This is a genomic window from Pseudomonas sp. B22129, from assembly GCF_044218875.1.
In the GTDB taxonomy this organism is placed as follows: domain Bacteria; phylum Pseudomonadota; class Gammaproteobacteria; order Pseudomonadales; family Pseudomonadaceae; genus Aquipseudomonas.
Genome location: NZ_CP162592.1, coordinates 5976027 through 5994638, shown reverse-complemented (window position 1 = coordinate 5994638; position 18612 = coordinate 5976027). Strand labels below are relative to the sequence as shown.

Here is an 18612-nt window from a genome sequence, read left to right as displayed (position 1 = left end):
TTAATATGAGTACACAGGCGACATCAGCAGGTATTATCCGGACATCCGCCATGAGGATGCTGACGATGAATATTCCCAGGCTGAATTTTCCCTCTCCGGTGGACGACCATCTGCCGGTGGTGAGCGTGCCCGGCCTGTCGGTGGGGTTTGTGCTGTTGCCAGGTTTTACCCTGATGGCGTTTTCCGGCCTCGTCGAGGTCTTGCGGCACGCGGCCGATCGAGGCGACAAGAGTGATCAGGTACTGTGCCGCTGGAAGCTGATGGCCGCTGATCGATCGATGCTTAAAGCCAGTTGCGGGCTGGAAGTACGGCCGGAGGCCACACTTGAGGACCCCGCGCAGTTCGACTACATCGTGGTAGTGGGCGGGCGAGTACCGCGGCCTCTGGACTACGATCGCCGAGTGCTGGAGTACCTGCGCACAGCCCAGGCGACAGGGAAAGTGCTGGTCGGAGCCTGCACTGGTTCCTTCGCATTGGCCAAGGCGGGGTTGATGGACGCCGTGCACACCAGCGTTCACTGGTATCACTACACCGAATTCCAAGAGTACTTCCCTGAGTCGATCCCCGTGACCGATGAAATATTCATCGTCGACAAAGGCATTATCACTTGCGCGGGTGGCACATCGACGATGGATCTGGCGCTGTATCTGGTCAGCCGCCACTGCGGCGTTGACCGTGCGACGAAGAGCCTGAGGCACCTGATTTCCGACCAGATGCGCGAGGCCAACCATCCGCAGATCCCATTGCTGCACTCGGACTCGAAAGCCTTTTCACTCGACGGCAAGGTACGCAGGGCGGTGTTCCTCATGCATCAATATATCCGTGCGCCGCTGACGATTGCGCAGATCGCCGAGAAGGCGAGCATCGGGGAGCGGCAGCTTTCACGGCTATTCGTGAAATATCTGGGAGTGACACCTTCGGAGTATTACCGGCGTGTCAGGCTGGAGCAGGGGTGCTGGTTGCTGGAAAGCACAGCGCACCCGGTCACGCAGGTGGCATACGAGACCGGGTTTACTGACTTATCACATTTCAATCGGCAGTTTGCTCAAGCGTACGGAATGCTACCATCGCGGTGGCGGGACCAAGCGCGTGCCCCGTCATAGCGGACTGCAAACCACTATAAGTCCAAAAGCATCATCGGTACGCTGGAGGGCTCAAGCCTGCGAAGATTTGCTCCCAGACGGCGAGCTAGGCCCGCCCTTCGACCCAACCGGGCTCAGGTCGATGCTGACAGCCAGCTAGCTTTACGGTGAAGCGCTCTCCCAAGCTTGGGATAAGGGCGCTCTAGCAGCTGGATCAGTTACTCAGCGCACTCTGGGCCCCTGCTGAGTTTTTTGTTTTCCTACGGTTCTGCGAGATCAAGCCTAGCGCGACCGTCAGCAACGTCAGCAGACCCGTGGCTGTCACTTCACTGCGGTGCTCAGGCAGCACGACCATCGTGGTCAGCGCGGCGACGATAAAGCCGATTGCCAGCCAGGTCAGTACCAGGAACATCCACATTTTGAGCGCGATCGGCGTGTTGCTGCGCTCAAGCTTATAACGCATGCGCAGCTGGCACATCGCGATCACCAGGTAGACCAGCAGAGCGATCGCGCCAGATGATGCCAGCAATAAACCAAACACCTCTGACGGTGCGAAGAAGTTCAATGCAGTGGTCAGCAGTCCGATGACCGTGCTGGCTACTACTGCAAAAGCTGGTACGTCTTTGCGAGTGGTGCGGCGGATGACACTTGGCGCATCGCCCCGCTTAGCCAGCGAGAAGACCATGCGCGAGGAGATGTAGATCGCTGAGTTCAAGCAACCGGAGACCGCTACCAGCACCACGATGTCGACCAGGAACTTGGCGTGTGGGATGTTCATGATCTCCAGCGCGCGCTGATATGAGCCCTGCACCGGCAACTGCGGGTCATTCCAGGCAACGATCGAGATGATTACGAAGATCGACACCAGGTAGAACAGGCAGATTCGCCAGATCACCGAACGGGTCGCCTTGGCGATGTTGCGCGCCGGATCTTTCGACTCCGCCGCAGCGATGGTCACCGCCTCGATACTGATGAAGCTGAACATGGTGGTCAGCAGTGCGCCGATGACCGCGCCGAACCCATTGGGCATGAAGCCGCCATTCTGAGCGACCAGGGTGCTGAGCCCGATGACTTCACGGTTCGGCAGGAAGTCGAACAGCACCAGGCCGCCGAGTACGATGAAGGCGATGATCGCGATCACCTTGAGCATGGCGAACCAGAACTCGAACTTCCCGTACTTGCCGACTCTGAAGAGGTTGGTGATGGTCAGCAATGCGGTGATGCTGAAAGCGAACACCCACGTCTCGATGCCGGGGAACCAGGTATTGAGGACTGCAGCTGCAGCGATGGCCTCAAGCGGGATGACCAGCACCCAGAACCACCAGTACAGCCAACCGATGGTGAAGCCGGCCCATGGGCCAATGGCACGATCTGCATAGGTGGAAAATGACCCGGTGTCCGGAGAGGCGATGGCCATCTCGTCGAGCATGCGCATGACGAGTACCACTAGTGCCCCCGCCATCATGTAGGCCAGGATGGCGGCAGGACCTGCAGCTGCGATCGCATGACCGGAACCGCTGAATAGGCCCCCGCCGATCACGCCGGCGATGGAAAGCATCGTGATATGTCGTTGTTTGAAGCCGTGCGCGAGCGCACCTGCTCAGATACAGAAGTGGACATGGCTACACCTTTATTGTTGTTAATATGTGGCTCTGTGGGCTGCCGGTCACAGCAGCCTTATGTGTTGCACGCGGAAAAGCTTGGGATGGTGGAAGTCACTGTTCGTTCTGATTGAGAGCGACCTCCAGTGTGTCGCGCATGAGCATGGCAATGGTCATAGGGCCAGCGCCGCCGGGGACGGGGGTGATTGCCCGGGCGTGGCGTGACACGGAGTTGATCAAGTCGAGGAGTTCGACCTCGCTGGTCGAGACTGGCAACTCAAACTGGCGAGAATTGAACCCACAGGCTTCGGCCTGGGCGCTCTTGTTACGTACATAGACCCTGCTGGCTGGATCTTCACCGACAAGCACCACCGCCAGTCCTGGTGCGATTGAATGCTGGACAACAGCTGTTCGCACTTCGGCCAGGATGCGCTCGACGATCGCCTTGCTGCGGATCACTTGGGGGGCTTAGTGGAAAATAACTGTGCGATCGTCATTGAGCAGAATCCTGTGTTCGAGGTGGAGTTTCACGGCACGGGCCAGAACTTGGCACTCCGTGTCGCGTCCGATGGCCACAAGGTCTTCCGCGGTCGCGGCATGATCGATGCGCTGCACGTTTTGCTCGATGATCGGCCTCTCATCTAGGTCCGCAGTAACGTAGTGGGCGGTTGCCCCGATGAGCTTCACCCCGCGCTTGTGCGCCTGGTGGTACGGACGCGCGCCTTTGAAACTAGGCAGGAAGGAGTGATGGATGTTGATGACGTGTCCAGCGAGGGCACGTGAAAGGTCATCGCTCAGGATCTGCATGTAGCGGGCAAGGATTACCAAGTCGATCTGCTGGTCTCGAACCATTTCGAGCAGCTTGTCCTCCTGCTCCTGCTTGTTGGCGGGAGTCACTGGCAGGTAGTGGAAGGCCAGGCCCTCATGCTCGGCTCTGCGACGAAAGTGCTCATGGTTCGACACGATGGACACAAGTTCCATCGGCAGTTGCTCAATGCTGTGCCGATGGAGCAGGTCATTCAGGCAGTGGCCGAGTTGGGACACAATGATCATCACGCGCGGCTTGGACGCTGCATCGTAGATCTGCCATTGCATGCCATAGGCACTCGCCACGAAGGAAAAAACCTCACGGAAATCGCTCAGGGCGACGCCCTGGCCGAGCTCAACGCAGACGCGCATGAAGAATTTGTTGTTGGCCGAGTCAACGTACTGGCCGCACTCAGTGATGTTGCCCGATTGAACAGAAATACAATTTCCGACGGCGGCAACTATCCCTTTTTGATCATTACAGACGAGCGTCAAAATCAGTTTGCTCATGGATACCTCAGGGAGCAATTGAAGCGGCTTCGCGGACTTACGGCAGCAGCGGCCCTCAAGCAAAGTGATGGATGCTTGTGGTTAGTTCATTGAGTTGCTGCGAGGAAACTATCGAGGATTAGATAAGCGAAAACAACGGATATGTTGGAATCCATAGATTCTGGAATGGAATACTTTTCACAGTGACACGCCCAGGGTCACCGGCTGGCCCTAGAGTGAGGAATCTCAAAGCTCTGCGCTAGAAGGGTTTCGAAGAAGGGGTCGCAGTAATCGCGCCGCCTAGGTGCTACTGGCCTTTCTTTACCGGAGCAGGGTAATGCAGCCTTCCGTTGAAATATGAGCATCTGGAATACCTAAATGCCGTTTTTTCGTTAGTCAGCCATTGGTGATTACTGGATGCTTGCAACAACACCTTTGGAGGTAGCCATGCAAAAGATTAGTAAGTTCCCGATCGTCGACGGAAACTTGGGCTGGTATGAAACATCCCCGTCCCATGGGCAGAAGCTGGGTGAAAGACTCAAAGGCAGGAAGAGGTTCGACTACGCCGTGATTGGCGCCGGCTACACGGGCGTTGCAGTGGCGCAGCGCCTGGCCGAGTTGAATCCCGGTGCAAGAATCGCGATTGTGGATGCGCTGGGTGTTGGGCAAGGCACGTCCGGCCGCAATGCAGGCTTCGTGATCGATGTGCCGCACAACCTGGATGCTGGCAAGTCGAACGTCGAGCACGACCACAAGCTGTTCAAGCTCAACAACTTCGCCATCGAGCGCCTACGATCCCTCAAGGACAAGCACTCCATCGATTGCGCCTGGCAGAACGCCGGCAAGTACATGTCCGCCCATGAGCAGAGCAACGTCGCCGGCCTGGACCACTTCGTCGAGACCTTGAAGGCCTCCGGCTTTGAGTACGAGGTCGTGGAAGGCGCTGCGCTGAAGAAGCGACTGGGTACTGACTACTACCGCATGGCGGTGTACACGCCGGGTAACATCCTGATCAACCCTTCTTCCTTGATCAGAGGCCTGGCTGCTGCGCTGCCCAAAAATGTCACCTTGTTCGAAAACAGCCCGGTGGTCAGCTGTGAGTATGGCTCGCCGCATAAGCTCAACTTCCTGGGCGGTTCGATCGAAGCTAGCACCGTGATCCAGACCACCAGTTCGTTCAACGAGGAGTTCGGCCACCTGCAGAATCGATTGGCACCGATCTTCACCTACGCGAGCCTTACCGAAAAGCTGACACCGGACGAGTTGAAGAAGTACTTCGACGGCGTAAAGCCATGGGGCACCACTTCCGCGCACCCAGCCGGAACCACCGTGCGCTTCACCACTGACGGGCGTATTTTCGTGCGCAACTCGCTCAACTACGAGCGCAGCTTGAACAGCAACGCCGAGGGCCTGGAAATGGCCTTCAAGCAGCACCGCCGGTCTTACGAGGCGCGCTTCCCGTTCTTGGCCCACAAGAATTTTGAATACACCTGGGGCGGGATGCTGTGCATGACGCTGAATCACCAGTCGGTCTTCAAGAAGTCCGCAGAAGGCGTCTACACCATCGTTGGCTGCAACGGTGTAGGTGTGGCCAAGGGCACCTACCTCGGCTACTACATGGCCGACTACATCTGCGGCATCCCAAGTGAAGAGCTGGATTTCATCTTCGATAACAGCAACCCGTCCTGGGTACCGCCTGATCCCCTGAAGGCCATCGGGGCCGGCATTCGGCTCAAGCACGAATCCAGCAACGCTGGTGGCGATATCTAAGGACTACCCTTAGCTGCACATAGCCCGCCCGGCTTTGATACCGGCGGGCTGGGTCAGCACTCATCCATTGCAGAGAGGATCGAATGATCAAACGTCTTCACGAAAACCACCTCATAGCCCAGGTCGTCCGTTACGGGAGCACTGTAGAGACCGCGGGTCAGGTCGCTACCAATACTGCGGCTTCACTGGAAGAGCAGTCCATTGAAGTCCTTGGCAAAGTGACTGGCTTGCTGGAGGAAGTCGGCGCCACGCTGAATGACCTAGTGCGTGTTCAGGTGTGGCTGACCAACATCGCCGAATTCGAGACCTTCAATGCTGTCTACGAGAAGTGGTTGGATGGCCGACCAAAGCCGGTGCGCGCCTGCGTCGAGAGCGCACTCGTTGCCGGCGGCTACGTGGTCGAGGTACAGGCCTTCGCCTACGTGGCCGAGTAAGCCTGAAGGCTAACCGCTGACACCGTTATCGGTCGTCAGCGGTTGATTGCAGCAGCCACTCCTCAAAAATCTTGCATGCGTTCGAGAGCTTGGCCTTGTTCGAGTGAACGAGGAAGTCTGAGAAGCCGGTCTTTAGCTCGAACTGCTGCAACGCCTTCACAGCGCCTTTCTCGATCATCTCTCTAGCCATGAACTCCCAGCCCAGAGCGATCCCCAATCCTCTTTCCGCAGCGTTCAAGGCCAAGGTGACTTGGTTGTAGGTGATGACCTTGCCGGTAGGCTTGAACGTCTTCCCGAACTGCCCGAGCCAGTCATTCCAGTTCATGATATTCCAGCCCTCGTTGTCGATCTGGACCAGCGGGAGCTTCAACAGGTCATCAAGTGACTCCACCTGCTCGGCGGCGAATTTTGCACTGCAAACGGGGTACACGATCTCATCGAACAACTTCACACCGGAAAGGCCTGTCCATTCCCCCGCACCGTAGAGAATGCCGAAGTCATAGTTCAAGCACAGTGGGGCGGAAAGCTGGTTGGTGGCCACCACGTTGACCGTAATGTCGGGGAACTGCTGCTGGAAGTGGGCGAGTTTGGGGAAGAGGTAGTAGTGAGCGACCGCGTGCGTGCACACCACGCTGATGGTGTTCTGGTCGTACCATTTGCGCACCCGCTGGACGGTTTCGCGGAAAGACTCTAGCGCCGGCTGCACACCTTCGTATAGCTCACGCCCAGGTTCGGTCAGCACAACCCCGCGGTACTTGCGTGTAAACAGCGCAAACCCAAGGTTGTCCTCCAGCTTCTTCACCTGCTTGCTGACGGCGCTTTGCGTGATGAACAGCTCCTCGGCGGCCAGCGTAAAGCTGCCTGTCCGAGCTACAGCTTCGAAGAAAACCAGAGGACCCACTGGGGGGAGTGCTTTGGTGTTTTTATCCATACCAAGGACCTTTGGCTCTAATACTCAAGATCAACTATAATCAATTTTTCAGTTTTCAATCGTGCCCTGTTGACTATGCAATGAGTCGATACACGCTCTAAGTTCTTCAAAATGGTTTGAGTAGTTGTGAGAAGAATATACCCTTCTAATGTCAGATCGGAACCTCTTCGGGTGCGCTCGAACAAAACAATCCCTAAGCTCTGCTCTAAGTTAGATATCTGTTTGCTGATAGCGCTTTGCGTGATGTGAAGCTCCTCGGCAGCCCTTGTAAAGCTGCGGTGTCAGGCGGCCGCCTCAAAGTAATGGATGGCTTGCAGCGTCGGCAGGGCTGTGCTCATGGCGGTCTCTCAAGATGTAATTATTTAAATCTACATAATTACTCAGAAAGATTACAGAGCCTAAGTAGAAATATTCGTATCCCACTAAGTCATACAGCTATTCCTTTTGCTCATGTATCAGGCTTTTTAATTTGCTGGTATATCGTAAATTTCACCTTTTTAAAAATATCGATACCTCAGACAAGTACTCACCGCTCGTCGAAGTGGATGTCTGAGATATTCATGATCAAAGACGTCATCGGCACGCCTTACGCTGCCCTTTTCAGCTGAAGAGGGGGCCTATGGACGTGTCCGAAGTCTGCCGGAAAGCTGTTGACGGAATCAATATGGCCGGTCGTATTAGTTTCATCATGCGGGCACACCGATCGCCTCCGACCTAGGTCCGCTCTGTTCTCACCCTAACTGGATAGAGTCTTGATGATCGATTCCACGCTTCTTTCCCCTGTCAAACTGGGCCAGTACAAGCTGTCGCACCGCGTGGTGATGGCGCCACTAACCCGTATGCGCGCCGCTGAGGGAAATGTCCCCAACGAGCACGCTGCTGAGTACTACAGTCAGCGAGCCACACCAGGTGGGCTGATCATTTCGGAGGCGACCCAGGTCACTCCATATGGAGAGGACTACCCTGCCACACTAGGCATTCACTCCGCCGAGCAGGTGGCTGGCTGAAGAAAGTAACCGAGGCCGTCCACAAGAATGGCGGCATCATCTTCCAACAACTCTGGCACGTAGGGCGGTCCCCGCACTCCAGCTTCCAACCAGGCGGGTATTGCCTGTTAGGCCGTCTGCAATTCCGATCACCGATCAACAATCCCTGACGCCGGAGTGGAAAACCGTACCGTACGAGACGCCCCGCGCCTTGGAACTCGATGAGATCCCAGGGATCGTCAAGGCATATCGCCAAGGGGCACGTAAGGCTCTGGCCGCTGGCTTCGATGGTGTTGAAGTCCACGGTGCCAACGGTATCTGCTGGAGCAGTTCCTTCACTCCAAATCCAACCACCGAACCGACGCCTACGGTGGTTCCGTTGAGAACCGAGTTCGCCTGTTGTTGGAAGTCACCAAGGCGGCCATCGATGTTTGGGGTGCTGATCGAGTCGGAGTCCGTCTTTCCCCGTTCGGCACCTACAACGATGTCGGAGACGCAGACCCAATCGGTTTGTACTAGTACGTGCTGAGCAGTCTGGACAATTTGAATGTGGCCTATGTGAGCCTGATTGAGGCCCGCACCGGTGACAGCATGGAGACCGGCACACCGAACAATGTCGATGCCCTCCGAGAGTTCTAGCCGCGGACACTGATCCTAGCTGGAGGCTTCACCCGGGAGACGGTCGAAAAAGCGATTCTCGAAGGTCGTGCTGACGCCGTTGCCTTCGGCCGGCAGTTTATTGCCAACCCCGATCTTCCAGCGCGCTTCCGTCAGGGCGCGTAGCTGAATGCCTATGACCGCTCGACCTTCTACGGAGGGGGCGCTAAACACTACACCGACCACCCAACGCTGAGTGATGGCGCAGCTTCAAATTGAAGTGCTGCGATCACTGCAGCTTGTCGTCCTCATACTTGGAGGCTTTTTAATATGAAAGTTGTAGTTCTTGCCGCCACCGGCCGGATTGGCCGCACTGTCATCAGCGAGTTGTTGAGCCGCGGCCACGATGTCACCGCCGTCGCCCGCAGGCCAGAAAAGCTGCCCAGCAGCATCAACACTATAAAAAAAACGGCCTGAGTAACGCCGATCGCCTGGCCGACATCATTTCTGGCTTTGACGCGGTTGTAAGCGCCTACGGTCCATACAAGGAAGATCAGCGCTATTTCTCTGATTTGTCCTATACCGACGAACTGGTCAGCGTCACTGAGCTAGTTATCAAAGCCGTTGAGATCGCCAAGGTCCCGCAGGTGCTGGTTGCAGGCGGCGCCGGCTCGCTTTGGTTCAAACCTGGGGTAACCGTGCTGGAGTCGGGGCACTGGCCGCAATAGTATGTTCCGATTGCATCCTCGCACGTCAAAACCTTTAAGGTGCTGCGTGAGTCCGACATAAACTGCACCTACTTCAGTCCTGCGATGTTGATCGAGCCAGGTGTGCGCACCGGGCCGTATCGCTTGGGTAAAGACGATGTCATCCAGGATGGCATGGGTCGCTGTTGGATCTATTTTGAGGACTACGCAATCGCTGTGGTGAATGAACTGGAACATCCTGAGCACGAGCGCGCACGGTTCACCATCGGCTACTAGGCAATGCCCCACTGGCGGCAACATGGGGATGGTGTTGCCAGTGGGTTTTTACGCCCGACGTAAGTCAGACGGGTTCAGCTTGACTTGGAGATGACTGGTCATATTATTCAGGCTCGATAGGCGTATCTCCCATGGCAAGACATAGTGTTCGTAAACAACTGATTGATGCAGGGCTTGAGACGCTTCACCTGAGCGGTTTCAACGGCTGTGCAGTGCAAGACATCACCCGCGCAGCCGGCGTACCCAAGGGCTCTTTCTACAACCACTTTGAGAGCAAGGAAGCGCTTGCACTCTTTGTGCTGGAGCGTTTTTGGGAAGGCGGGGCGGAACGCCGTGCGCGTCTTCTGGACCCTTCGGTCGATCCAGTGTGCGTCTGCGTGATCACTTAAAGGCATACGCCGACATGGTGGTCGCCCAAGAATTTCAGAAGGGATGCCTGATTGGTAACTTCAGTGCTGAGATGGCGCGCAATGACGACGTCAGGGCGCGACTGAAAGGCATGTACAAGGCTTGGACTGATGCGCTCGCGACCTGTATTCAACAGGCCGGCGGGGCCGGAAAACTGAAGTCCCCTGCACCTGCAGAGGCGGTCGTTAGCTTTCCGGTCAGTGCATGGGAAGGGACCATCCTGCGCGCCAAGGTCGAACGTGACCAAGACGTTCTTGAGCAGTTTGAGTTCGTCGTCTTCCCCACCTTCTTCGGCTGAACAACGTGTGAAGTACATTCGATATATTATTAACGATGGATTTCCGTGTGCAGCGCTACTGCTCCAGACAGCTTTTGAGTTGGCCAACGATCAGATCGGGCATGCGTTCTTTCAGGTGTCGATTCACTCCGAGCATGGCGGGGTAATTACAAGTTCGGGAGGACTGCCAGCACAGACTGAGCCTCTACCGGTACACCCAGGCGAACAGGATTGGATAGTCGCTTTTAAAACGGAGCGTGCTAAGCCGAGGACCTCAACCAGGTTGTCCAATTTCTTCAATGCCATGCCCGCAGCAGGCTTGCGGCGAGTCATCCTGGGGCCTGGAATCTTCATCTTCTGTGATTCGTCGTCGACGACGGATTGAATCGCCCCGAGTTTCCTAGACACCTCTTTGCCTTAAACTGAGGCCAATCAGGAGGTGCCATGAACAACCCACGTTACCCCGAGAATTCAAAATCCAAGCGGTCAATCAAGTGACCGAAAAGAGGCTAGCCGTCGCCGATGTGGCGGCCCGTCTTGGCGTGTCGGCGCACAGCCTCCATGCCTGGATAAAGCGCTACAGCAAATTTCAAGAGGAGCGCCAGCAGGATGATGATCAGTACGCTGAACTGCGTCGCCTGCGAGCGGAACTCAAGCGTGTCACTGAAGAGCGAGACATCTTAAAAAGGCCGCCGCGTACTTTGCCAAGGAGTGCGGCTGAAGTACGCCTTTATCACGCAGCGCGCGGGCGAACTCCATTCGACGGCTTTGCCAGACGCTGAAAGTCCATCCCAGTGGTTATTACGCCTGGTTGTCTGAACCGCAATCTTCATGCGCCAAAGACGACCAGCGACTGCTGGGTTTGATCAAGCATTCATGGCTGGAAAGTGGCGGCGTTTATGGCTATCGCAAAAATCCATGACGATCTGCGCGAAGTGGGTGAAGTGTGTGGCCGCCATCGTGTGGCAAGACTGATGCGTCTTGAAGGGCTGCGCTCTCAGACAGGGTATCGACGTCCCCCTGGAAAATACGGCGGTAAGCCACCGGTCACTTCACCCAATTTGCTGAAGCGCCAGTTCGATGTCGTGGAACCCAACAAGGTTTGGGTCACCGACATCACTTACATTCGTACGCATGAAGGCTGGCTGTATTTGGCTGTGGTGCTGGATCTGTTTTCTCGTCAGGTCGTTGGCTGGTCAATGAAGTCGCAAATGACCAGTGATTTGGCCATTGATGCGTTATTGATGGCGGTTTGGAGACGAAAGCCGAAGCAGGAAGTGATGGTTCACAGCGACCAGGGCAGCTAATACAGTAGCTCCGATTGGCGCAGCTTTTTGAAGGCGAACAACTTAGTCGCCAACATGAGTCGTCGTGGCAACTGCCATGACAATGCCGTGGCCGAAAGCTTTTTTCAGCTTCTAAAGCGGGAGCGGATCAAACGAAAAACTTACACCACGCAGGAGGATGCTCGTAGCGATGTGTTCGATTACATCGAGATGTACTACAACGCAAAACGTCGTTATGGTTTCAACAATAAGCTGTCGCCGGTAGAGTTTGAAAAGCGTTACGTAATGAACTTGCAAGGTATCTAGAGAATCCGGGGCGATTCATTGGAGCTAAGGCGTCCATGCGAGAGAAGATGTCGATCTTAGCCTCGACGGTTTCTCGCACGTTTTCTTGCATGAGAACAGAGTCCCGTAACGCCTCACCCAGATCCGCAACGCAGGTAATGCGCTCCAGCACGGTGGACGGGTGTCATTCAGTAGATCGAATTCAGCGAGCTCATTCAATCTGGCCTCGATATAGCCGTGGCTGCTTGCCACGGCTTGCTCATCCATGTCGTGCAAACGTACAGGGTGCCCTGCGCGAGCAAACACAATTGCCCAAGCTCTACCGATCAGGCCTGCACCTACAACAGCGACAGGTTCGCGACCAGCGGCAGCGGATGATGTAGTACTCAAGTTGTTTCCAACTTCTTTTATTTGTGATTCTGAGTTGTGACTTCGCTCTCGCCATCATCATTGCCCTGGCTACCTCCGGCGTTGCTGGCAGATACAAGGGAACAAAGTCGGGTGACGTGTGGATCTTGCTAGCTAGTGTTATTACAGATCACAATATGTTTGTTTGAGGTGCCGGACGATTGGCATTAGGAGGGATTGGGCGTGAGGAAAAAGCCTCGGCAGGATGGAAAACGATGCGGGGGGCTGGCTGAGTCGAGGTGGATCGTTAACACCGCCTTTTTCGCCATGGTATGCAAGTACTGCCACTGACTGTCAAAAAGTGTATGCGTGCGACCCTTCTTGCGATCCGTGAGGAGTTGAGTCGCCGGCGTCATGACCTTATCCGGATTCAAGGGCGATGGCTAAAACGTGTGATAAGCGGTTACTTCAATTACCACGCGGTGCCGGAAAACTGATATGTCTTGGCGGTTTTCGTCTGGCAGTGTGTCGTCTCTAGCGGCAAGCCTACAAGCGTCGCAGTCAGCGTCATCGGCTTCAATGGTCACGTCTTGGACGCTTTGCTGACCTCAATATGCCGAGCCCTAAGAGTGCACATCCTTACCCTGAGGATCGTTTCGCGTCACCCATCCAAGGCAGGAGCCGTATGCGGTAGTTCAGCACCTACGGGTCTGTGGGGTAAGCGGTTGGTAAACCCACCCAACGCGATAACTTTGACGGCAGCAATCTAGGCAGGTAGGAGCTCTAACTACTGAGATGCCTGACGGAATGAGATCTGGTTGCAGGTCAAACCACTACGGCATATCTTCTGTTTGGTATATGAACCAAGTGTTTGATGGACGACTATACACGTGCACGCGAAGCGATCTCCTTGATCGCCCCGCGAATAGACTTGCCTTTAAGTATGCGTCACTTCAGCCATACACCGACCTGCTGCTCAGTTCCCTCTATAAACACCAAAGCCTCAACCTGACCTGCTTCGATCAAGTCTTGGCGAACGCCTTTTATCACTTCAAGCCGCGCAGCACTGTCAACCAGTTCAACACGTGCTACCGGAGCCTTCATGGATTGGCGGCTGTCAGATTTTGCTTTGCGAATCGCGGATAGCACGGCACTAACACTCATCAATAAGCTTTCACTAGACGCGTCAGGAGAAGCATCCCCTTGCGGCCAAGACGCATTGTGCACTGAGCCGCAATTCCAAAATTGCCATACTTCCTCGCACACAAATGGCAGAAATGGCGCAAACAGTCGCTGTTGCACGCTCAGTGCATGTGCAAGAGCATTACGGGCCGAATGGTCTTCTGGTCGATAGGCGCGACGCTTGACCAACTCGACGTAGTCATCGCAAAACCACCAAAAGAACCCTTCGATACGCGAGAGCGCCACGCTATAGTCGTACGCCTCAAGGGCGAACGTAGCGTCCTGGACTACGCAGTCCAAGCGTTTAAGCATGGCCTGATCCAGCGGTTGGTCGATATCTCCGTTGTCATCCTTCGCAAAACCTTGAACCAACTTTGATAGATTGAACAGCTTGACGGCCAAACGGCGGCCGATCTTCATCTGCTGTTCCTCAAAGGCTGTATCACTGCCGAGCCGCGCTGAGGCTGCCCAGTAGCGCACGCCGTCACTTCCATGCTGGTCGAGCAAGTCTTGAGGGGTCACCACGTTACCCTTGGATTTAGACATTTTTTTACGGTCAGGATCAAGAATCCACCCAGAGAGCGCGACATTACGCCATGGCACGCAACGGTGTTCAAAATGGCTGCGTACCAAAGTTGAGAATAGCCAAGTGCGGATTATGTCGTGACCTTGAGGCCTGAGATCCATGGGGTATATTTTGGCGAACAATGCGTCGTCATCTCCCCACCCTCCTGCGATTTGAGGCGTCAGCGAGCTGGTGGCCCACGTATCCATGATGTCCTGTTCGCCGATGAAACCATTCGGTTGCCCACGTTGTTCTGGCCGATACCCTGGCGGAGTATCCAGGCTCGGATCAACTGGCAAGCTTTCCTCGTAGGCAATAATCGGAGCGCTGTATTGCGCTTCGCTTTGTGCGTTCAGGCTGTACCAGAACGGTATCGGCACGCCGAACATGCGCTGACGACTGATTAACCAATCACCATTCAAACCACCGACCCAGTGCTCGTAACGCCTGAGCATATGCGGCGGATGCCAGTCCAGCGCCTGGCCAGAGGTAAGTAACGAGTTCCGCAGGCTCATATCGCGTCCGCCATTGCGCAAGTACCACTGCCGAGTGGCGAGAACTTCCAAAGGTCGGTCACCTTTTTCGAAAAACTTTACAAAGTGTCGAATCGGTCGTGGCTCATCTTGCATGGCGCTGCAGTCGCGCAGCATCGACACGAGCAGTGTACGAACCTGAGACAAATTACGGCCGGCCAAGCCTGCATAGGCTTGCTGGCTACGGGGTGTCGTCAACCAGGAAGGCGTCTCAAGCAACAGGCGCCCATCTTTTCCCAGTATCGATCGCGTTGGCAACTGCAATTCCCGCCACCAAATCACATCGGTAAGATCGCCAAAGGTGCAGACCATGACCAAGCCGGTGCCCTTATCAGGATCACCCAAAGGGTGTGCCAGCAGCGGTACCTCAAAGTCAAAAATCGGCAAGCGCATGGATTGCCCGAACTGCTCCTGATAGCGAACGTCGTCCGGGTGAGCTACCAGCGCCACGCATGCCATCAGTAGCTCAGGCCGAGTGGTAGCAACCTTCAATGCGCCACCATCCGCTGACTCAAAGACGAGTTCGTGATATGCACCATCGACCTCGCGCTCTTCAAGCTCTGCTTGAGCCACGGCTGTCTGAAACGTTACATCCCACAGGCAAGGCGCTTCCTGGCTATAAAGTTCGCCACGCTGATAGTTACGAAGTAAAGCGCGCTGACTTACTCGTTGGGAGCGCTCATCAATGGTGGCATATGAAAGGCTCCAATCAACGGACAAGCCCAGTTGCACGAAGAGTGCACGGAATGCTTGCTCATCAATAGCTGTCAGTTCGTGACACAACTCGATGAAGTTGCGCCTACTGATGACAGTAAAGTCACCTCGCTTTAAAGGAGCGGGCTCAGATGGCCTGAAACCAGGCTGATAGGCTGCCAGCGAGTCGCAGCGTACCCCATAGAAATTCTCGACCCTGCGTTCGGTAGGCAATCCGTTGTCGTCCCATCCCATGGGATAGAACACAGCCTTGCCTCGCATACGCTGGAATCGAGCGATGATATCTGTGTGGGTATAGCTGAAGACATGGCCGACATGCAGCGAGCCTGAAGCCGTCGGCGGGGGCGTATCAATTGAGAACACGGCGTCGCGTTGGGCTGCGTGGTCAAAGGCGTAAGTGCCTTCGAGCTGCCAACGTTGAGACCAGCGTGTTTCAAGATTTTCGAGAGAGGGGGTGACAGCTTGATCGTTTAGAACTTCATCACGTTTAACGGTGACATAGCATCCTCCTATTTAATATCAAGGGGCACAACGGTTAGTGTGCGCACAATTTAAAATTATATTGAATCCCCTTTGAAGTAAACCCCCTAATCAACGTTTACCCTCGTAGTTCAATGCAACTGACGGCTCGTCCAAGAGGATGCATTCAGATTTACATCACCTGAGGAGCCCATTTATGCGGCAGCAGCTCGGCGATGTCACTTGCACGCTGTGTTGGCAGTCGAGCCACAGCGTCTTTCAAGTAAGCATATGGATCATGCCCGTTGAGCCGCGCCGACTGGATCAAACTCATGATCGCGGCCGCTCGTTTGCCGCTGCGCAGAGATCCGGCAAACAACCAATCAATTGGAGCGCCCAAGCGCCCATGTCCTGATCGTGTTTTCGACCGGGTTATTGTCGATGGGCACAGCACCATCATCCAGGTAGCGCGTTAGCGCTACCCTGCGTTTCAAGCTGTAATCCAAAGTCTTGGCCGTCGCTGAGCCTTCTGGCACAAGCTCGCGCTGAACCAGCATCCACTCATGCAACTTTGCTGCAATGGGCACCGTTATTTCCTGACGTAATCGCCTGCGTTCTTCATCGTCCATGTCTTTGGCTTGCCGCTCGATCTCGTACAGGCCGCCGACTGAGTGAAGTGCCTGTTCAGCCAGTTGGCTTTTGTTTGCCGCATGCAGTTCGAAGAACTTACGGCATGCGTGTGCCATGCAGCCGATCTCGGTGATGCCTCAAGACGTGGTTTTGGAGGTGCGGGCCCATTTTCGCTCGCTTTCGGCCTGGATAACCTCTGTACTAGAGCGAGGGGCAAAACAGGGAGTATTGGTGTTGTCCAGTGATGCGCGTGCCGAAGCAGAGATGTTCATGGCAGCGGTCCATGGCGCCATGCTTTCGGCGCGCGCCTATGGCGATCCAGAAGTCTTCGGTGTGATCACTGAGCCCCTGTTCGACAGGCTCTTCCTTTAAAAAGATTGAAGTCAGAGAGCACGGGTTCGGGCTTATAAGAAGGCCGGGCCCGGGGCGGCTGCGCCGACGTTCGAGCCACGTCAGTCTGTATCCAGGTGAGCACGCTTGCGGGCTGCGCCAAGGCATTAAGGGAAGCGGGCACTCTGCATTCGAAAGGAATACCGAGAATATAGGCGTTCTTACACGTGTTGGCGTGTCCGATGTCGTCTCGGGGTGCGCTGTGGACGTCGACGCTCGCCGAAGTAAGCTGGCATTGTTCCTTCAACAGCGCCGGAAAATCAGCGGCAACTGCTTTCGCCCCCGGGCAACTCCCGGTTTCTGCGGTTTTTGGTAACACATAAGGTGCTGGCAGCAGGGCAGGAATGATGATCATGATAGTTCCTTATGACACGGCTTGGGTTTAACTGTTTACTAGTTGGAAGGCAAATAAAAATTATTCTTCCTGGACCTACCTACACGCTCTTCGAATGGGTATTGCTGAGTGCAGAATCACAAGGGTAAGCGTCATGACGGTCTTAGCACTGGAAAAACAGTTGAATTTCCTGCGGGAAATCGATCGCTTGAAGTTGGAGGTAAACACGGGGGATCTTGCGACACCGGTTGGCCTTGTACTCGCCTACGGCGGCGGCCGACTGATGGCTACCGTCTTTGATGAGCTGCGGACCGCAGTATTCGTCCGTGTCAACGCTAACGCAACTCGCTTGTCAGGACTTCGCATCTTCAAGAGGCTGCATCAGCTCAGTCTCAGATTCCACCTTGATCGGAAGACAGGGGAGGGGGTAGCGCGTTAAATCGAGCGGGTACCCACTGTATCCCGGTCATTCTATCGACAGTCTTGTTCTCTCTGGTGCCTATCGCCTTCGAGGTCGTGCTTGTCTGAACCATTCTTTGGTACCTCTTCGGTGCGATCTTCAGATTGGTGACTTTGGCTACTGTGGCTGCCTACGCAGGGTTTACAATTTCCATTAGCGCGTGGTGCACTCGTTTCCGTCGCGCGCTCAACGAGGCGAGCGCTGAATCCAGCAGCAAATCAATTGATAGTCTTCTAAATTTCGAGACGGTGAAATACTTCGGCGCAGAAGATCATGAGGCTCAGCGTCTCGATGCTGCGTTGAGAAAGCGGGAGGACGCATCTGCCAGGAATGAGTGGACGTTTGTTTGTTTGAGCATTGGGCAGGTCTTCATCATATCCACCGGCCTAATTTTCATAATGCTGATTGCAGTAAGGCGCATACATGAAGGGGCAATGGGCTTGGGCGATATTGTACTAGTCAATGCGTACATACTTCAGCTCCATCAGTCGTTGAATTTTTTCGGCCTAACGTAAAAGTTCTTCATGCGCGTTTGCGTGGAGTTGCGCCACGGCGTTGCGCTGAGCGACTCGCGCGAAGCCTGCTACGGCATGGAATGGAACACCTATGACACGTCAGTGGAGCCGCGGGTCATGATGATGGTGTCTCAGATGGGCCATTGCTTGAATGACCTGCTGTACCGCAACAGTGTCGATCATTTGCCAATGGAACTGGTCTTGATCGTATCGAACCTTGAGAAGTTCAGGCGCAGAGCTGAGCATGAGAGGCTGGATTTTCACTACCTGCCTGTCACTTCTGAAAAAAAACAAGCAGGAAGCCAACTTCTGGAAATGGTGCGTGAGCAGAAGATCGACACCGTGATTCTCGCCCGTTACACACAGATCCTGAGCGGTGACGTATCAAGACTATGGGCCGGCCAAATCATCGATATCCATCACTCGATCCTACTCAGCGTCAAGGTCGAGGGTTCTTACCATCAAACCCATAAACTTAGGGGTGAAGCTCATCGCAGCCACTGCCCACTATGTGACGGCGGGCCACGATGAGGATCCACTCATCGA

The 18612-nt window shown here is 55.1% G+C and carries 18 protein-coding genes and 4 pseudogenes; 12 read left to right on the top strand and 10 right to left on the bottom strand.

Annotated elements, in window-relative coordinates:
* The first annotated feature begins 50 nt into the window (after positions 1–50).
* Positions 51–1103, top strand: a complete 1053-nt coding sequence (locus AB4P94_RS27135) for a GlxA family transcriptional regulator (protein WP_016973514.1) — start codon at positions 51–53, stop codon at positions 1101–1103.
* A gap of 193 nt (positions 1104–1296) precedes the next feature.
* Here AB4P94_RS27135 and AB4P94_RS27130 read toward each other — a convergent pair whose 3' ends face one another.
* The 3 genes from AB4P94_RS27130 to purU all read right to left on the bottom strand — a co-directional run bounded on the left by AB4P94_RS27130 (position 1297) and on the right by purU (position 4000).
* The gene (locus tag AB4P94_RS27130; protein ID WP_016973513.1) at positions 1297–2640 is read right to left on the bottom strand and encodes an amino acid permease; all 1344 of its coding nucleotides are present in this window, start codon (positions 2638–2640) and stop codon (positions 1297–1299) included.
* A gap of 157 nt (positions 2641–2797) precedes the next feature.
* Complete coding sequence (locus tag AB4P94_RS27125) at positions 2798–3142, bottom strand: tetrahydrofolate dehydrogenase/cyclohydrolase catalytic domain-containing protein (RefSeq protein ID WP_016973512.1); 345 nt, start codon at positions 3140–3142, stop codon at positions 2798–2800.
* A gap of 9 nt (positions 3143–3151) precedes the next feature.
* Complete coding sequence (gene purU / locus AB4P94_RS27120; RefSeq protein WP_016973511.1) at positions 3152–4000, bottom strand: formyltetrahydrofolate deformylase; 849 nt, start codon at positions 3998–4000, stop codon at positions 3152–3154.
* Between the two features lie 426 nt (positions 4001–4426).
* Here purU and AB4P94_RS27115 point away from each other — a divergent pair, with 426 nt between their 5' ends.
* Together AB4P94_RS27115 and AB4P94_RS27110 are read left to right on the top strand one after the other, a co-directional pair.
* Complete coding sequence (locus AB4P94_RS27115; protein WP_016973510.1) at positions 4427–5749, top strand: FAD-binding oxidoreductase; 1323 nt, start codon at positions 4427–4429, stop codon at positions 5747–5749.
* 83 nt (positions 5750–5832) lie between these two features.
* Positions 5833–6183 (top strand): RidA family protein, encoded by a 351-nt coding sequence (locus AB4P94_RS27110; RefSeq protein ID WP_016973509.1) that lies wholly within the window; start codon positions 5833–5835, stop codon positions 6181–6183.
* Between the two features lie 25 nt (positions 6184–6208).
* Here AB4P94_RS27110 and AB4P94_RS27105 read toward each other — a convergent pair whose 3' ends face one another.
* Positions 6209–7114 (bottom strand): LysR substrate-binding domain-containing protein, encoded by a 906-nt coding sequence (locus tag AB4P94_RS27105; RefSeq protein WP_016973508.1) that lies wholly within the window; start codon positions 7112–7114, stop codon positions 6209–6211.
* 17 nt (positions 7115–7131) lie between these two features.
* The gene (locus AB4P94_RS27100) at positions 7132–7344 is read right to left on the bottom strand and encodes a LysR family transcriptional regulator (protein ID WP_395611396.1); all 213 of its coding nucleotides are present in this window, start codon (positions 7342–7344) and stop codon (positions 7132–7134) included.
* Positions 7345–7869: 525 nt separating this feature from the next.
* Between AB4P94_RS27100 and AB4P94_RS27095 the strand changes: the two are divergent.
* The 6 genes and pseudogenes from AB4P94_RS27095 (at position 7870) to AB4P94_RS27070 (ending at position 11957) form a co-directional block, all read left to right on the top strand.
* Positions 7870–8976: pseudogene (locus AB4P94_RS27095) on the top strand (alkene reductase).
* Positions 8977–9027: 51 nt separating this feature from the next.
* Positions 9028–9174, top strand: a complete 147-nt coding sequence (locus tag AB4P94_RS27090) for an NAD(P)H-binding protein (protein ID WP_196775061.1) — start codon at positions 9028–9030, stop codon at positions 9172–9174.
* Positions 9175–9509: 335 nt separating this feature from the next.
* A complete protein-coding gene (locus tag AB4P94_RS27085; protein WP_395608332.1) occupies positions 9510–9680 on the top strand; it encodes a hypothetical protein in 171 nt (56 codons plus the stop codon).
* 131 nt (positions 9681–9811) lie between these two features.
* Positions 9812–10069, top strand: coding sequence for a TetR/AcrR family transcriptional regulator (locus tag AB4P94_RS27080; RefSeq protein ID WP_051032812.1), 258 nt, complete (start codon positions 9812–9814; stop codon positions 10067–10069).
* Between the two features lie 14 nt (positions 10070–10083).
* Positions 10084–10386, top strand: a complete 303-nt coding sequence (locus tag AB4P94_RS27075; protein WP_016973507.1) for a TetR family transcriptional regulator C-terminal domain-containing protein — start codon at positions 10084–10086, stop codon at positions 10384–10386.
* Between the two features lie 410 nt (positions 10387–10796).
* Positions 10797–11957: pseudogene (locus AB4P94_RS27070) on the top strand (IS3 family transposase).
* On the opposite strand, the gene AB4P94_RS27065 reads toward AB4P94_RS27070, so the two are convergent.
* The 4 genes and pseudogenes from AB4P94_RS27065 to AB4P94_RS27050 form a co-directional block, all read right to left on the bottom strand.
* Positions 11893–12108, bottom strand: a complete 216-nt coding sequence (locus AB4P94_RS27065) for a 3-hydroxyacyl-CoA dehydrogenase NAD-binding domain-containing protein (protein WP_250638331.1) — start codon at positions 12106–12108, stop codon at positions 11893–11895. The pseudogene AB4P94_RS27070 and the gene AB4P94_RS27065 sit on opposite strands and share 65 nt — an antisense overlap.
* Before the next feature lie 74 nt (positions 12109–12182).
* Positions 12183–12242: pseudogene (locus tag AB4P94_RS27060) on the bottom strand (hypothetical protein); the annotation flags it as partial.
* Between the two features lie 990 nt (positions 12243–13232).
* The gene (valS, locus tag AB4P94_RS27055) at positions 13233–15791 is read right to left on the bottom strand and encodes a valine--tRNA ligase (RefSeq protein WP_080520669.1); all 2559 of its coding nucleotides are present in this window, start codon (positions 15789–15791) and stop codon (positions 13233–13235) included.
* A 139-nt stretch (positions 15792–15930) separates the two neighbouring features.
* Positions 15931–16504, bottom strand: a pseudogene (locus tag AB4P94_RS27050) (transposase); the annotation flags it as partial.
* On the opposite strand from AB4P94_RS27050, the gene AB4P94_RS27045 reads away from it, so the two are divergent.
* On the top strand, positions 16482–16739 hold the full coding sequence (locus tag AB4P94_RS27045) for a hypothetical protein (protein WP_016973502.1): 258 nt from the start codon (positions 16482–16484) through the stop codon (positions 16737–16739). The pseudogene AB4P94_RS27050 and the gene AB4P94_RS27045 sit on opposite strands and share 23 nt — an antisense overlap.
* Here the strand turns inward: AB4P94_RS27045 and AB4P94_RS27040 are convergent.
* Positions 16705–17112, bottom strand: coding sequence for a hypothetical protein (locus AB4P94_RS27040; RefSeq protein ID WP_130886755.1), 408 nt, complete (start codon positions 17110–17112; stop codon positions 16705–16707). The two genes, AB4P94_RS27045 and AB4P94_RS27040, sit on opposite strands and share 35 nt — an antisense overlap.
* A gap of 546 nt (positions 17113–17658) precedes the next feature.
* On the opposite strand from AB4P94_RS27040, the gene AB4P94_RS27035 reads away from it, so the two are divergent.
* Both AB4P94_RS27035 and AB4P94_RS27030 read left to right on the top strand, forming a co-directional pair.
* A complete protein-coding gene (locus AB4P94_RS27035; protein WP_395608331.1) occupies positions 17659–18066 on the top strand; it encodes an ABC transporter transmembrane domain-containing protein in 408 nt (135 codons plus the stop codon).
* A 21-nt stretch (positions 18067–18087) separates the two neighbouring features.
* The gene (locus AB4P94_RS27030) at positions 18088–18597 is read left to right on the top strand and encodes a formyltransferase family protein (protein WP_196775062.1); all 510 of its coding nucleotides are present in this window, start codon (positions 18088–18090) and stop codon (positions 18595–18597) included.
* Positions 18598–18612 lie beyond the last annotated feature (15 nt).

Excerpts from the sequence above, each read along its gene's own strand:
- AB4P94_RS27045 (WP_016973502.1), top strand. The coding sequence starts at position 16,482 with ATGCAGCCGATCTCGGTGATGCCTCAAGACGTGGTTTTGGAGGTGCGG.
- AB4P94_RS27135 (WP_016973514.1), top strand. The coding sequence starts at position 51 with ATGAGGATGCTGACGATGAATATTCCCAGGCTGAATTTTCCCTCTCCG.
- purU (WP_016973511.1), bottom strand. The coding sequence starts at position 4,000 with ATGAGCAAACTGATTTTGACGCTCGTCTGTAATGATCAAAAAGGGATA.
- AB4P94_RS27115 (WP_016973510.1), top strand. The coding sequence starts at position 4,427 with ATGCAAAAGATTAGTAAGTTCCCGATCGTCGACGGAAACTTGGGCTGG.
- AB4P94_RS27130 (WP_016973513.1), bottom strand. The coding sequence starts at position 2,640 with ATGCTTTCCATCGCCGGCGTGATCGGCGGGGGCCTATTCAGCGGTTCC.
- AB4P94_RS27105 (WP_016973508.1), bottom strand. The coding sequence starts at position 7,114 with ATGGATAAAAACACCAAAGCACTCCCCCCAGTGGGTCCTCTGGTTTTC.
- AB4P94_RS27040 (WP_130886755.1), bottom strand. The coding sequence starts at position 17,112 with ATGATCATCATTCCTGCCCTGCTGCCAGCACCTTATGTGTTACCAAAA.
- AB4P94_RS27090 (WP_196775061.1), top strand. The coding sequence starts at position 9,028 with ATGAAAGTTGTAGTTCTTGCCGCCACCGGCCGGATTGGCCGCACTGTC.
- AB4P94_RS27085 (WP_395608332.1), top strand. The coding sequence starts at position 9,510 with ATGTTGATCGAGCCAGGTGTGCGCACCGGGCCGTATCGCTTGGGTAAA.
- AB4P94_RS27075 (WP_016973507.1), top strand. The coding sequence starts at position 10,084 with ATGGTGGTCGCCCAAGAATTTCAGAAGGGATGCCTGATTGGTAACTTC.
- AB4P94_RS27110 (WP_016973509.1), top strand. The coding sequence starts at position 5,833 with ATGATCAAACGTCTTCACGAAAACCACCTCATAGCCCAGGTCGTCCGT.
- AB4P94_RS27080 (WP_051032812.1), top strand. The coding sequence starts at position 9,812 with ATGGCAAGACATAGTGTTCGTAAACAACTGATTGATGCAGGGCTTGAG.